Annotated in this window: 12 protein-coding genes; 3 read left to right on the top strand and 9 right to left on the bottom strand. The window is 72.0% G+C overall.

Annotated features, from left to right (window positions below):
• Nucleotides 1-17: 17 nt before the first annotated feature.
• From E4622_RS13170 to E4622_RS13155, 4 genes are all read right to left on the bottom strand, one after another.
• The gene (locus E4622_RS13170) at nucleotides 18-1,463 is read right to left on the bottom strand and encodes a fatty acid desaturase (protein WP_134740606.1); all 1,446 of its coding nucleotides are present in this window, start codon (nucleotides 1,461-1,463) and stop codon (nucleotides 18-20) included.
• Between the two features lie 76 nt (nucleotides 1,464-1,539).
• Complete coding sequence (locus E4622_RS13165; protein WP_134740605.1) at nucleotides 1,540-3,165, bottom strand: von Willebrand factor type A domain-containing protein; 1,626 nt, start codon at nucleotides 3,163-3,165, stop codon at nucleotides 1,540-1,542.
• Nucleotides 3,166-3,207: 42 nt separating this feature from the next.
• On the bottom strand, nucleotides 3,208-3,972 hold the full coding sequence (locus E4622_RS13160) for an ABC transporter permease (RefSeq protein WP_134740604.1): 765 nt from the start codon (nucleotides 3,970-3,972) through the stop codon (nucleotides 3,208-3,210).
• On the bottom strand, nucleotides 3,969-4,994 hold the full coding sequence (locus tag E4622_RS13155; protein WP_134740603.1) for an ATP-binding cassette domain-containing protein: 1,026 nt from the start codon (nucleotides 4,992-4,994) through the stop codon (nucleotides 3,969-3,971). The genes E4622_RS13160 and E4622_RS13155 overlap by 4 nt, the downstream gene beginning before the upstream one ends.
• A 218-nt stretch (nucleotides 4,995-5,212) precedes the next feature.
• Between E4622_RS13155 and E4622_RS13150 the strand changes: the two genes are divergently transcribed.
• Nucleotides 5,213-5,845: a hypothetical protein gene (locus E4622_RS13150; protein ID WP_134740602.1), complete on the top strand. Its 633-nt coding sequence runs from the start codon at nucleotides 5,213-5,215 to the stop codon at nucleotides 5,843-5,845.
• 16 nt (nucleotides 5,846-5,861) lie between these two features.
• Here E4622_RS13150 and E4622_RS13145 read toward each other — a convergent pair whose 3' ends face one another.
• Nucleotides 5,862-7,208, bottom strand: coding sequence for an NAD-dependent malic enzyme (locus E4622_RS13145; protein WP_209021942.1), 1,347 nt, complete (start codon nucleotides 7,206-7,208; stop codon nucleotides 5,862-5,864).
• A gap of 149 nt (nucleotides 7,209-7,357) precedes the next feature.
• On the opposite strand from E4622_RS13145, the gene E4622_RS22820 reads away from it, so the two are divergent.
• Nucleotides 7,358-7,942: a TetR family transcriptional regulator gene (locus E4622_RS22820; protein ID WP_209021901.1), complete on the top strand. Its 585-nt coding sequence runs from the start codon at nucleotides 7,358-7,360 to the stop codon at nucleotides 7,940-7,942.
• Nucleotides 7,943-8,010: 68 nt separating this feature from the next.
• Nucleotides 8,011-10,353 carry an MMPL family transporter gene (locus E4622_RS13135; protein WP_134740600.1) on the top strand — a complete coding sequence of 781 codons (2,343 nt, stop codon included), beginning with the start codon at nucleotides 8,011-8,013 and terminating at the stop codon, nucleotides 10,351-10,353.
• Between the two features lie 93 nt (nucleotides 10,354-10,446).
• Here E4622_RS13135 and E4622_RS13130 read toward each other — a convergent pair whose 3' ends face one another.
• The 4 genes from E4622_RS13130 to E4622_RS13115 are packed head-to-tail and all read right to left on the bottom strand — an operon-like array spanning nucleotide 10,447 to nucleotide 12,736.
• A complete protein-coding gene (locus E4622_RS13130) occupies nucleotides 10,447-10,920 on the bottom strand; it encodes an SRPBCC family protein (protein WP_134740599.1) in 474 nt (157 codons plus the stop codon).
• Nucleotides 10,920-11,402, bottom strand: coding sequence for a glutathione peroxidase (locus E4622_RS13125; RefSeq protein ID WP_134740598.1), 483 nt, complete (start codon nucleotides 11,400-11,402; stop codon nucleotides 10,920-10,922). The genes E4622_RS13130 and E4622_RS13125 overlap by 1 nt, the downstream gene beginning before the upstream one ends.
• 27 nt (nucleotides 11,403-11,429) lie before the next feature.
• Nucleotides 11,430-12,080 (bottom strand): hypothetical protein, encoded by a 651-nt coding sequence (locus E4622_RS13120; RefSeq protein WP_134740597.1) that lies wholly within the window; start codon nucleotides 12,078-12,080, stop codon nucleotides 11,430-11,432.
• Nucleotides 12,077-12,736, bottom strand: coding sequence for a nitroreductase family protein (locus tag E4622_RS13115; protein WP_134740596.1), 660 nt, complete (start codon nucleotides 12,734-12,736; stop codon nucleotides 12,077-12,079). Before E4622_RS13115 ends, E4622_RS13120 begins: the two co-directional genes overlap by 4 nt.
• Between the last annotated feature and the right edge of the window lie 72 nt (nucleotides 12,737-12,808).

Here is a 12,808-nt window from a genome sequence, read left to right as displayed (position 1 = left end):
GCCCAGAAGGGTAGACGTCAGGCGTCGGCGGAGCTCAGGGGCACGAAGTCCGCCTTGTCGCGGACCCCGCAGTCGGGGCAGCACCAGTCGTCGGGGACCTCCGACCAGGCGGTGCCGGCCGCGAAGCCCTCGAGCTCGTTGCCGGCCTCGACCTCGTAGGTGTAGCCGCAGCCGGGGCAGCGCGCGGCGACGACGTCGTCGGCGACTGACCGGGTCCCGGGGTTTCGAGACGGTTGCTGCGCAACCTCCTCAACCTCCGGAGGCTTCGGCCAGCGCGCGAGGAGCCTGGCCTCCTGGCCCGGCTGGAGGTTGGCGCGGGTGACGTCGCCGCCGAAGTGCGCCACCACGCGGGGGTCCATGACCCGCCGCCAGACGGGCGGGACGAGCGCGAGCACGATCATGCCGGCGTACCCGGTCGGCAGCACCGGGGACTCCTCGAAGTCGCGCAGCGTCTGGTAGCGCCGGGTCGGGTTGGCGTGGTGGTCGCTGTGGCGCTGGAGGTGGTAGAGCAGCACGTTGGTGGCGAGGTTGTTGGAGTTCCACGAGTGCGACGGGTCGACCCGCTCGTAGCGCTGACGCTCGCCGACGCCGACGCGTCGGCGCAGCATCCCGTAGTGCTCCATGTAGTTGACGACCTCCAGCAGCGAGAAGCCCACGACCGCCTGCAGCACGAGGTACGGCGCGATGCCGACGCCCAGCCACGCCACGAGCCCGGCGAAGAGGACCGCCGACATCAGCCAGGCGTTGAGCACGTCGTTGCCCAGGCGCCACGGGTGCTGCTTGCGCCGGGCGTAGCGGCGCTTCTCCACGCGCCAGGCGCTCCTGAGCGAGCCGAGCACCGTGCGCGGCCAGAACGCGTAGAACGTCTCGCCGAGCCGCGACGACGCCGGGTCCTCGGGCGTCGCGACGCGCACGTGGTGGCCGCGGTTGTGCTCGATGTAGAAGTGGCCGTAGAAGCTCTGGGCCAGGGCGATCTTGGAGAGCCAGCGCTCGTTGGCCTCGCGCTTGTGGCCGAGCTCGTGGGCGGTGTTGATCCCGATGCCGCCGATGCAGCCGATCGAGATCGCCAGGCCGATCTTGTCCACGACCGCCAGGTCGCCGCCGAGACCGAGCGGGTCGCCGCGGGCGATGAGGTACATCGCGCCGACGAAGCCGGCGTACTGCACGGGCAGGAAGAGGTAGGTGATCCAGCGGTAGTAGCGGTCCTTCTCCAGCGCCTCGATCGCGTCGTCGGGCGGGTTGGAGCGGTCGAGGCCGGTGACCAGGTCGATCGCGGGGACGACCACGAGGATCACCACCGGCCCGATCCAGAACCAGGCGCCCAGGCCGGTGGCGAGCCACATCCCGTAGCCCAGGAACGCCAGGCTGGGCACCACCAGCCCGATCAGCCAGAGCCGGCGCTTGCGGTCGCGCCAGTGGTCGGTGGAGCCGGCGGGGACGGTGCTGTGGGCGATCTGGTCCATGAGGACTGCCTTCCGTGCGGTTTACAGGAAGGTAACGTTTGTAAACCGGGTTGACAACCCCTTCGCGTTTGTAAAGTCAGGTGGTCGCCTGCGCCTCGCGGACCAGCTCGGCCAGCTCCTCCGCGCCGGCGACCCCCTCGGCGTCCAGTCGCTCCACCCGGTCGCGAAGCGCCTCGAGCGGTCCCGCCAGGTGGGCGTGCGGCATGTCGTGCTTGAGCAGCTGCGCCAGGTCGGCGGTGGCCGCCGCGAGCGCGAGCGAGCCGTCGACGGCCTGCTCGGGGTCCGCGGCGCGCAGCCGTGCGGCGGCCTCCCCGGTCCCGCCGTCGCGCGGCGAGGTCCACCGCAGCGAGGCCGTGCCGAGCAGGTCGCCGGGCACGACGCCGTCGGCCAGCCGTACCTCGTAGAGCGCCGTGGTGTGGTGGCCGGCCCCCAGCTCGCCGGCGTCGACGCCCATGTCCTCGAAGTCCTCGTCGGCGATCGCGCGGTTGTCGTAGCCGACCAGGCGGTACGACGCCACGCGCTCGGGGTCGAACGTCACCTGGGTCCGCGCCTGGGCCGCGACCGGCGTGAGGGTGGTCGTCAGCGCGCTGCCGAAGAGCTCCTCGGCCTCGGCGAAGCTGTCGACGTAGGAGTAGAAGCCGTCGCCGAGGTCGGCGAGCTGCTCCATCAGGTGGTCGTTGTAGTTGCCCATGCCGAAGCCGACCGTCACCAGGTTGATCCCGTCGCGACCCTCCTCGGCGATCCGCTCGCTGATCGAGCCGGGGCCGGTGGCGCCGACGTTGGCGACGCCGTCGGAGCAGAGGACCACCAGGTTGACCGCGTCCTCGTCGAAGCCCCGGCGCGCCTGCTCGTAGCCAAGCGCCAGCCCCGCCTCGAGGTTCGTGCTGCCGCCGGGCGTCAGCTCCTCGACCGCGTCCAGGATGGTCTCGGTCTCGCGCACCGGGGTCGGCTGCAGGATCGGCGTGGCCTCGTCCTCGAAGGACACCACCGAGACCGTGTCGTCGTCGCGCAGCCGGTCCGCCAGCAGCGCGAGGGAGGAGCGCACCAGCCCGAGCCGCGCGCGGATGTCCATGCTGCCCGAGCGGTCGACCACGAGGGTGACGTTGACCCGGGGTCGCTCGGCCGGCGTCACCTCGCGCGCCTCGACCGCCACGCGCACCAGCTGGGTGCCGTCGTCGAGCCCGGGCGCCATCGCGGAGTCGCTGGTGACGGCCAGGTCCTGGCCGTCCTCGGGCGCGCGGCCGGTGCCGGTCGGCAGCGCGTTGACCCACTCCTCCACCCGGATCGACTCCGGCGGCGGCAGCACCCCCTCGCGCAGCAGGGTGCGCGCCACGCCGTACGACCCGGTGTCCACGTCCAGCGCGAACGTCGACTCGGCGTCCTCGCGCGGGTCCACGAAGCCGCTCGTGCCCGCGTCGACGAAGGTGTCGTCCTCCAGGAGCCCCGGCTCGTACGTCGGCTCTGAGCCGCCGTCCTGGGCGACCGCTCCGGGGGCGGTGGCCGAGTAGTTCACCGCCCCGTCGCCCTGCTCGGCCTCCTCGTAGTCCTCCGCGTACGCCGCCGCGTCGATGCCGCGGGTCACCGTGCCGGGCTCCGGGCCGGGCTCCGGCTCGTGGTGGTCCGAGCAGCCGGCGAGCCCGAGGGTGAGCGCGGCGGTCAGGGTGGTCAGGGCGACAGCGGTGCGGCGGGGTCCGAGGCTCATGGTCCTGGGACGTGGGGCCAGCCCGGGTGGTTCCTCCCAGGCCTAGGCGTCGTCGCGGCGGAACACCGACGTGCCCCACCAGAGGGCGAGGACGAACAGCGCGGCGGCCCAGGTGGTGCCCCACACGACCCCGCTGCTGCCGAGGTCGCCGGTGAAGGAGTCGCGCACGCCGTCGACGATCCAGCGGAACGGCATGAAGTCGCTGGTGTGCTGCAGCCAGGCCGGGCCGAGGGTCATCGGCAGCAGGATCCCGCTGAGCAGCAGCACCGGCATCATGATCATGTTGATCAGCGGCGCCATGACGTCCTCGGACTTGGTGGTCAGCGCCAGCGCGTTGGAGGCCGCCGCGCAGGCGCCGCCGATGAGCAGCGTCAGCACGATGCCGACGAGGATCCCGCCGAAGGACCCGCGCAGCCCCATGACGTAGCCGAGGGCCACCAGGATGATCGCCTGGACGAGCAGCTGGGCGAGGTCGCGCAGCAGCCGCCCGCACAGCAGCGCGGTGCGGCTGGCCGGGGTGACCCGCTCGGCCTCCACCACGCCCTCGCGCCACTCGGCGATCAGGCCGAAGCCGGCGAAGAAGGCGCCGAAGAGCCCCAGCTGCACGAGCAGACCCGGCACCAGGAACGTGAACTCGTTGCCGTCGAAGCCGGGGAAGGTGCGCACGACCGGCTTGAGCAGCGGCCCGAAGAGCAGGAGGTAGAGCACCGGCTGCATGACGCCGATGAGCACCCAGGCGGGGTTGCGAAGGTTCATCCGGATCTGGCGGCGGAAGACGATGGAGGAGTCGCGGACGAAGCTGTTCATGAGGAGGCTCCTTCGAGCTCGGTCTCGGGGTCGGCGCCGTCGCCGTCGGCGCGGTCGGGGGCGGCCTCCGCGTCGCGCAGGGAGCGGCCGGTGAGGGTCAGGAAGACGTCGTCGAGCGTCGGGCGCGCCACCTCGATCGAGTCGAGGGAGACCTCGGCGGCCTCCAGGTCGCGCAGCAGCGAGGGGATCGCCCGCCCGGCGCGCTGCACGCGCCCGCGGACGTGGCGGCCCTCGACCTCGACCTGCGTGGCGATCGAGGCCAGCTTGTCGCGGGCCACCGCCACCTGCCCGTCGGCGGCGACCTCGAGGTCGACCAGGTCGCCGGAGACCTGCGCCTTGAGGTTGTCGGCGGTGTCGCTGGCGACGATGCGGCCCTGGTCGATGATGACGATGCGGTCGCTCAGCACGTCGGCCTCGTCGAGGTAGTGGGTGGTGAGGAAGACCGTGGCGCCGCGCTCGGAGCGCAGCCTGGCGATGTGCTCCCAGAGGTTGGCGCGCGCCTGCGGGTCCAGGCCGGTCGTGGGCTCGTCGAGGAAGACCAGGGTGGGGTCGTGGATCAGCCCGGCGACGATGTCGAGGCGGCGCTTCTGGCCACCGGACATGTTCTTGGGCATCCGCTCCCAGAGCCCGTCGAGCTGGAGCTGCTCGAAGAGCTCGCGGCCGCGGGTCTCCACCTGGGAGCGGGACAGGCCGTAGAGCATGCCGTGGTCCATGACCTCCTCACCGGCGCGCGCGCTGCTGAACACGCCGCCGGTCTGGGAGACGTAGCCGATGCTGCGGCGCACCTGCGCGGGCTCGCGCGCGACGTCGTAGCCAGCCACCCGGGCGGTGCCGGCGGTCGGCTTGAGCAGCGTGACCAGCATCCGCAGCGTCGTGGTCTTGCCGGCGCCGTTGGGGCCGAGGAAGCCCACCACCTCGCCCTCGGCGACGTCCAGGTCGACCCCGCTCACGGCGTGGACCGGGCGCTTCTTCCTGCCCTGCCCGGTGTGGAAGGTCTGCACCAGTCCGCGTGCTTCGATCATCGATGTGTCTCCTCAGGGGTCGATCTCGCAGGGTAGTGGGAGCCGGGGACGCCCGGCAGGGCCCGCGAGCAGGGGCAGACCGGCGTGCGGCCGGGGACTCATCGGTGGGTGCGCGGCGTCAGCGCGACACCGTGCCGCAGCGCCGGAAATCGCCGATCTGCTGACTTCGGTGGTGGCGGTGGTCACAATGACACGATCGGACCGAGGCGAGGTGGGTCATGACCCCGAAGGCACCGGGCGGCGCCGTACGCCGTCTGCTCCAGCGGCGCACGCCGCTGGTCGTGCTGCCCCTGGTGGGTGGTCTCCTGCTGGCCGGACTGGTGGGCGCCCGCCTGATGTGGGCCGACCCGCCCAGCGCCGACGCCACCGCTCCGAGCCTCGTCTGCTGGAACGGCGACGAGGTCGACGACGTCGACACGTGCGGGCGACCGAAGGGCGTGCGCGGGCTGACCTGGGTCTTCCCGTCGTTCAGCCCGCGCGGCGACGACTGCCAGGACCTGCGCCGCAGCGGCCGCGGGTCCGGCCGGCGCACGGTGTGGATGTGCGACTTCGAGGTCTCCGGCTCACCGGTCTCCATCACCTACAGCGAGCTGCGCTCGGTCAAGGGCGGTCGGAAGGCCATCGACGAGGAGTACGCCGGCAACCGGCGCACCACGGTCGAGGGCCGGGACGGCACGCCGCTGCGCCACGAGTGGCGCCGCGAGCTGCCGGGGGGCGGCTACGCGGTGACCGTCATGTACGTCGACCACCCCTACGCCGTGCAGGTGGTGGCCGAGCGCAGGGTGCTGCGCGAGGACGCGCTGGCCTCCACCGTGCGGTTCCGCGAGCCCGAGAGCCTCACGCACCGCTGAGCGGGCACGGACCCGGCTAGCGCTGGTCGCCGCGGATCGCCGCGGCGACCGCCTTGGGCACGTCGGCGTCGAAGACGCTGGGGATGATGAAGCTGGAGTTGAGCTCCTCGTCGCGCACGACGTGCGCGATCGCGTCGGCGGCCCGCAGCAGCATGTCGACGGTGATCTCCGAGGCCCGGGCGTCGAGCAGCCCGCGGAACACCCCGGGGAACGCCAGCACGTTGTTGATCTGGTTGGGGTAGTCGGAGCGCCCGCTCGCCACGACCGCGGCGAACTTGTCGGCCTCGGCCGGATCCACCTCGGGGTCGGGGTTGGCGAGCGCGAAGACGACGGCGTCGTCGGCCATGTCGGCGATCCACTCGGCCCTGAGCACGCCCGGCGCGCTCACGCCGATGAAGACGTCGGCCCCGGCGAGCCCGGCCCGCAGGTCGCCGGTGACCTTGCGCGGGTTGGTGCTCTCGGCCAGGCGCTGCTTGGCCGGGGAGAGGCCCGTCATGCCCTCGGCGAGGCAGCCCTCGCGGTCCCAGACGACGACGTCGCTGACGCCGGCCGCGAGCAGCAGGGTCACGATCGCGCTGCCGGCCGCACCCGCGCCGGAGACCACCACGCGGGCGGCGGCGAGGTCCTTGCGGACCACCCGCAGCGCGTTGGTCAGCGCGGCGAGCACGACGATCGCCGTACCGTGCTGGTCGTCGTGGAAGACCGGGATGTCCAGGCTCTCGCGCAGGCGGCGCTCGATCTCGAAGCAGCGCGGCGCGGCGATGTCCTCGAGGTTGATGCCGCCGAAGCCGGGCGCGATCATCTCGACCGCGCGCACGATCTCGTCGACGTCCTGGGTGTCCAGGCAGATCGGCCAGGCGTCGATGTCGGCGAAGCGCTTGAACAGCGCGGCCTTGCCCTCCATCACCGGCAGCGCCGCGCCGGGGCCGATGTTGCCGAGGCCCAGCACCGCGGAGCCGTCGGTGACGACCGCGACGGTGTTGCCCTTCGACGTCAGCCGCCACACGTCCTCGGGGTGGTCGGCGATCGCCTTGCTGACGCGCCCCACGCCGGGGGTGTAGGCCATCGACAGGTCGTCGCGGTTGCGCAGCGGCACCTTGGAGGACACCTCGATCTTGCCGCCGAGGTGGAGCAGGAAGGTCCGGTCGCTGACCTTGTAGACCTCCACGCCGCCGACCGCGTCGACCGCCGCCTCGAGCTCCTTGGCGTGGTCGGCGTCGCCGGCCGAGCAGGTGACGTCGAGGACCAGCCGGGTGCCGGTCGACTCCGCGACGTCGATCGCGGTGACGATCCCGCCCGCCTGGGCGATCGCCGTGGCGACCTGGCCGACGACCCCGTGGTCGGGCGCGGTGTGCAGGCGCATGGTGATCGAGTACGACGACGTGGTGGCGGAGTGTCTGGACACCTCGCCACCTTCGCTCCCCGCGCGGGTTACCGGCAAGTCACCGCCTCCGCCGAGTGACGGGCGACACATTTGTGCACTTTCACGAGAAGAGTGCAAGAATGCACTCCATGGAAGAAAGTGCAACGCTGCGTGAGAGGCGCCGGCTCGAGACCGAGCACCGGATCACGATCTGCGCGCAGCGGCTGACCGACGAGCGCGGGCTCGACGGGTTCACGATGGACGAGCTCGCCGAGACGGCCGAGGTGTCGCGCCGGACGCTGTTCAACTACTTCCCCAGCAAGATCGACGCCGTGCTCGGCAACCCGCCGGAGGTGCCGCCCGACGTCCTGGCGACGTTCTACGCCGGCGGCCCGCACGGCCACCTGGTCGACGACCTCGGCGAGCTCGCGATGGTCCTGCTGCGCTCCAAGGTCCTCGACCGCGAGGAGATGGCCCGGGGTCGGCGCATCGTCGTCACCACGCCGCGCCTGATCGTCGCGGCCCACGAGCGCTTCGAGGCGCTCGCGGGCGAGTTCGTCGAGATGATCCTGGCCCGCGAGGGCCAGGAGTACGGCGCCGACCGCGCCCGCCTGCTCGTCCAGCTGTTCGTCGCGCTCTTCGACGGCTGCCTGCCCACCCAGGAGGGCGACGACCGTCCTCTCGGTGACGTCTTCCTCGACCAGCTGCGCCTCGCGCGCGAGCTCCTCGCCTGACCTTGCCCCTGACCTGACCAGCCCCTGACCAGCCCTCGACCTTCCCCACCCGAACCAGGAGTTCCCCCATGGCCACCGTGCTCTACCGCCTCGGCAAGACGGCCTTCCGCCGCTGGCCGCTCTTCCTTACGGGCTGGATCATCGCCGTGCTCGCCGTCGGCGCCTTCTCGGCGACGATGTCCAAGCCGATGACCGACTCGTTCTCGATCCCCGGCATCCCCTCGGAGAAGGCCGGCGACCTGCAGGCCGAGCTGTTCCCCGACGCCGTGGACGCCTTCGACCAGGCCTCCGTGAAGGTCGTCGTGGCCGCTCCGGAGGGCAGCAAGCTCTCCGACCCGGAGTACGCCGGACGCGTCGACGCCCTGCTGAAGGACCTCTCGGCCCTCCCGCAGATGCCGGACGCCCCGCTGGGTGGACCGGTGGAGACCGCGCAGGCGCAGGAGGACCAGCTCGTCCAGGCCGCCACCGACGCCGGCGGCTCCGTCGCGGACGCCAAGGCCAACGCTGCGGCCCTGTCGCCGCTGAGCGAGGACGGTCGGGTCGGCACCATCTCCTGGGACTTCGACGTGGACTCCGTCGCCGACGTCGAGCCCGCCACGATCGAGGCGCTCATGGACGCGATGGACGACGCCCGCGGGGACGGCTTCACCGTCGAGGCCAACGGCTCCGGCACCACCGGCATGACCGAGCTCAGCGGCACCTCCGAGCTGATCGGCATCGGCGTCGCCCTGATCGTGCTGATCCTGACCTTCGGCTCGCTCGTGGCCGCCGGGCTCCCGATCCTCACCGCGCTCGTCGGCGTGGGGCTGGGGATCATGGGCGTCACGGCGATGACCGCGTTCACCGACATCGGCTCCACCACGCCCATGCTCGCCACGATGATCGGCCTGGCGGTGGGCATCGACTACGCGCTGTTCATCCTGGCGCGCTACCGCAGCGAGCTGCACCACACCGACGACCGCGAGGAGGCGGTCGGGATCGCGGTCGGCACGGCCGGCTCGGCCGTCGTCTTCGCCGGCCTCACCGTGATCATCGCGCTGTCCGCGCTGCTCGTCGTCCGGATCCCGTTCCTCGCCAGCATGGGCCTGGCCGCCGCGGCCACCGTGTTCATCTCGGTGCTCGTCGCGCTCACCCTGCTGCCGGCGCTGCTCGGCATGACCAAGTCCAAGGCGTTCGGCGGCCGGGTGCGCCACTACCGCCCCACCCGCGACGAGGACGGCCTGATCCTCAACAACGGCGTCCGCTGGGCGCGCACCATCGCCCGCGCGCCGATCGCCGTCGTCCTGCTCGTGGTCGTCGGCCTCGGGGCCCTCGCCCTCCCGCTGCAGAACCTGCACCTCGCCTTCCCGAGCGACAGCACCGCCGGCTCCGACACCACTCAGCGCAAGGCCTCCGACCTGGTGGCCGAGGCGTTCGGGCCCGGCCGCGACGCGCCGATGCTCACGGTGGTCGACGCCCGCGACGTACCCAAGGCCGACCGCGGGGCGGCGTTCGGCGAGGTCGCTGCCTGGGCCGCCGGCCTGGACAACGTCAAGAACGCGCAGGTCGTCCAGACCAACGCGACGAGCCCCGAGGCCGACGACGCCACGGGCGCCATCGTGCTCATCACCCCAGAGACCGGGCCCGAGGACACCGCCACCGAGGACCTGCTCTCCGACCTGCGCGACGGTCAGGGCGGCATCGAGGAGAAGACCGGTACGACGACCGGCGTCACCGGCCTCACGGCGATCACCACCGACGTGTCCGAGCGACTCAGCGGTGCGCTGCCGATCTACCTCGCGGTCGTCGTCGGCCTGGCGTTCCTGCTGCTGATGATCGTCTTCCGCTCGATCCTGGTGCCGCTCACGGCCACCGCGGGCTTCCTGCTCTCGGTGCTCGCGACGCTGGGCGTGACGGTCGCGGTCTTCCAGGAGGGCACCTTCGGGATCGTCGAGGGCCAGCCGATCGTGAGCTTCATGCCGATCTTCCTGATCGGCCTGGTGTTCGGCCTCGCCATGGACTACCAGGTCTTCCTGGTGACCCGGATGCGCGAGGCGCACGTGCACGGGATGTCGACCCGCGGGGCCGTCGTCGACGGCTTCCGCAACAGCGCCCGCGTGGTCGCGGCGGCCGGCGTCATCATGATCTCGGTGTTCGCGGCGTTCATCCTGATCGACGAGCCGATCATCAAGTCCATGGGCTTCGCGCTCGCGGTCGCGGTGTTCTTCGACGCCTTCATCGTGCGCATGACCCTGATCCCGGCGCTGATGTACCTGCTCGGCGAGAAGGCCTGGTGGCTGCCCGGCTGGCTCGACCGCCTGCTGCCCAACGTCGACGTCGAGGGCGAGAAGCTCGTCCGCCCCCACCTCACCGGCCACCAGCTCGAGGACGAGCTCGAGGGTCTCGAGAGCGAGCGCTCGGCGCGCGTCTGAGCAGGCTTTTCAGCAGATGCTGGTAAGTCGCTGCTTCTGGGCCGGAGTTACGCCCAGAAGCGGCGGCTTTTCAGCAGATGCTGGTAAACCTGCTCAGCCCTTGGCGAGGTGCGCGAGCAGGTTCTTCGAGAAACGGTCGCCCATGGTCGCCATGACGCCCTTCATGGCGGAGCGGACGGCGGGGCCGGCGGCGCGGGGCAGCGGCAGGCTGATGCAGACCTCGAGGCTGGTCTCCAGGCGGGTGCCGCCCTCGACGTCGCGCAGGTCGTACCAGCCGGTGACGCCGGCGCGCTCCTTGGCGCCCGACGGCGGGTCGTGCTCGAACTCGATGCGCTCCTGGTCCTTGAGCGTCATCCGCTCGGTGAACGTCGGGGAGAAGCCGATGCCCATGACCTCGAGGCCGGTCATCGACCAGACCCAGTGCTCGCCGGAGGGCGACGCCTCGATCCTCTTCACGAACGGCGTCATCCGGCCGACCAGCGAGGCGTCGACCAGGGCGTCCCAGATGCGCGCCCGGTCGTGGGGCACGACCGCCTCGGCCTTGGTCGTCGAGGAGAACACCGCCATCAGGCGGCCAGCGCCTTCTCGATGTCGCCGCTGATCTTCTCCGGCGCGGTGGTGGGCGAGTAGCGGCCGACGACCTTGCCGTCCTTGCCGATCAGGAACTTCGTGAAGTTCCACTTGATCTTCTTGCCCAGCAGGCCGCCCTTCTCCGAGCGCAGCCACTCGAAGACCGGGTGCGCGTCGGCGCCGTTGACGTCGACCTTGCTGAAGAGCGGGAAGGTGACGCCGAAGTTGCGCTCGCAGAAGCCCGCGATCTCGGCGTCCTCGCCCGGCTCCTGGTGGCCGAACTGGTCGCACGGGAAGCCGAGGACCGTGAAGCCCTGGCCGCCGTACTCGTCGTGGAGGCGCTGCAGCCCCTGGTACTGCGGCGTGAAGCCGCACTGCGAGGCGGTGTTGACCACCAGCACGACCTGGCCGGCGTAGTCCGCGAGGTCGACGTCGCGGCCGTCGATGCCCGTGGCGGAGAAGTCCTGGAGTGCGCTCATGCTCCCCAGTGTCCCCCGCGGCCCACGTCAGCCCACCAGGTGTCCGGTGACGCGGGCCGGCTGCTGGTGGCCCACCGGGTTGTGGTGCCCCTCGAGCAGCACCGTCACCTCGCGCCCGTCGACGTCCAGCACGAGCCGGTCGGCCTCGATCGCGACCACCTCACCGGCCACGACGTAGTGCCCGTCGCCCTGCCGCTCCAGCAGCGCACCGGGCCGGCACCGCTCCACGTCGCCGTCGGCGGCGAGCACCAGCGCGTGCCCGCCCCGACCACCGCGACCGCGCCACAGCAGCAGCGCGCCGACCAGCAGGAGCGAGTCCACGAGGCCCATGATCACCAGGCCGACCCGGCTGGTGATCTGCCCGCTCACGGTGTAGGCCGACGGCTGGTCGCGCAGCACGCGGACGTCGACCCGCTCGCGCGCCATCGCCTCGTCGTACGTCGCCTCGTCGACCTGCGCGACCCACAGCTCCTCGTCGGGGTCGACCTCCGCGGGCATCTGGAACTCCACGAGGTAGCCGTCGCCGCCGGCCAGCTCCTCGGTGTCGGTGACCTCCGCGGTGACGTCGACGCCGTGCCGGTCCACGCGCCAGCTCGTCCAGGTGCTGTGCGCCACGGGGAGGTTGACCAGCAGCGCCACCAGGGCGAGCAGCAGCAGCGACTTCCCTCGCCGGCTCACTCGGCCCGCCCGGGCGCGCCCCAGGGCTCACCCCAGGAGGGACCCCACACGAACTCGGACAGCTCGCGTCGTCGGCGTACCTTCTGCTCGCGGCCGCGGTCGCGTTCGGGCACGTCCTCGGGGTTGCCGCGCACGCCGACGGCGATCCCGGTCATCACCTCGAACCACACCGGGACCCCGAGCGCCGCGTGCACCGCCTCCCGGTCGAACCCCGCGAACTGGTGCGCGTGCAGCCCCATCGACCGCGCCTGCAGCGTGAGGTGCGCGGCCGCCTGGCCGAGGTCGTGGAAGGCGTGGCCGGGGCTGGCCCCACCCTCGCCGGCGGGGTCCGGCGCGACCTGCACCGCGGTCACGAAGACGACGCTCGCCCGCGGCACCCAGCCGGCGTTGCCGCGGCTCAGGTGCGGCACCAGCAGGTCGTGGCTCGGCGACCCGCGCTCGGCGACCACGAAGGCCCAGGGCTGGCTGTTGCCCCAGCTCGGCGCCCACTGCGCCGCGTGCAGCAGCGTCTCGACGTCCTCGGGCCCGAGCCGGTGGGTGTCGTCGAAGATGCTCGGGCTCCAGCGCGAGCGCAGCGGCTCGGCCAGCGACTCGGCCCCGGGCATCGGCGCGTGCGACGGCTCCGTGCGGTCGGCTTCCGTGTGGCCCTCGTCCATGGCGCCAGTATCACCGGGCCCGGGCAGCCCGGGGATGACAGGTCCGGATCCCGCGAGAGCGCGCGGCGCCGG

It is taken from the genome of Nocardioides sp. 503, assembly GCF_004522095.1.
Taxonomy (GTDB): Bacteria; Actinomycetota; Actinomycetes; order Propionibacteriales; family Nocardioidaceae; genus Nocardioides.
Note: the sequence above shows the minus strand (reverse complement) of the source record. Positions and strands in the feature narration are given on the sequence as shown.

Excerpts from the sequence above, each read along its gene's own strand:
- E4622_RS13170 (WP_134740606.1), bottom strand. The coding sequence starts at position 1,463 with ATGGACCAGATCGCCCACAGCACCGTCCCCGCCGGCTCCACCGACCAC.
- E4622_RS22820 (WP_209021901.1), top strand. The coding sequence starts at position 7,358 with ATGGAAGAAAGTGCAACGCTGCGTGAGAGGCGCCGGCTCGAGACCGAG.
- E4622_RS13135 (WP_134740600.1), top strand. The coding sequence starts at position 8,011 with ATGGCCACCGTGCTCTACCGCCTCGGCAAGACGGCCTTCCGCCGCTGG.
- E4622_RS13155 (WP_134740603.1), bottom strand. The coding sequence starts at position 4,994 with ATGATCGAAGCACGCGGACTGGTGCAGACCTTCCACACCGGGCAGGGC.
- E4622_RS13160 (WP_134740604.1), bottom strand. The coding sequence starts at position 3,972 with ATGAACAGCTTCGTCCGCGACTCCTCCATCGTCTTCCGCCGCCAGATC.
- E4622_RS13150 (WP_134740602.1), top strand. The coding sequence starts at position 5,213 with ATGACCCCGAAGGCACCGGGCGGCGCCGTACGCCGTCTGCTCCAGCGG.
- E4622_RS13125 (WP_134740598.1), bottom strand. The coding sequence starts at position 11,402 with ATGAGCGCACTCCAGGACTTCTCCGCCACGGGCATCGACGGCCGCGAC.
- E4622_RS13130 (WP_134740599.1), bottom strand. The coding sequence starts at position 10,920 with ATGGCGGTGTTCTCCTCGACGACCAAGGCCGAGGCGGTCGTGCCCCAC.
- E4622_RS13115 (WP_134740596.1), bottom strand. The coding sequence starts at position 12,736 with ATGGACGAGGGCCACACGGAAGCCGACCGCACGGAGCCGTCGCACGCG.
- E4622_RS13165 (WP_134740605.1), bottom strand. The coding sequence starts at position 3,165 with ATGAGCCTCGGACCCCGCCGCACCGCTGTCGCCCTGACCACCCTGACC.
- E4622_RS13145 (WP_209021942.1), bottom strand. The coding sequence starts at position 7,208 with ATGCGCCTGCACACCGCGCCCGACCACGGGGTCGTCGGCCAGGTCGCC.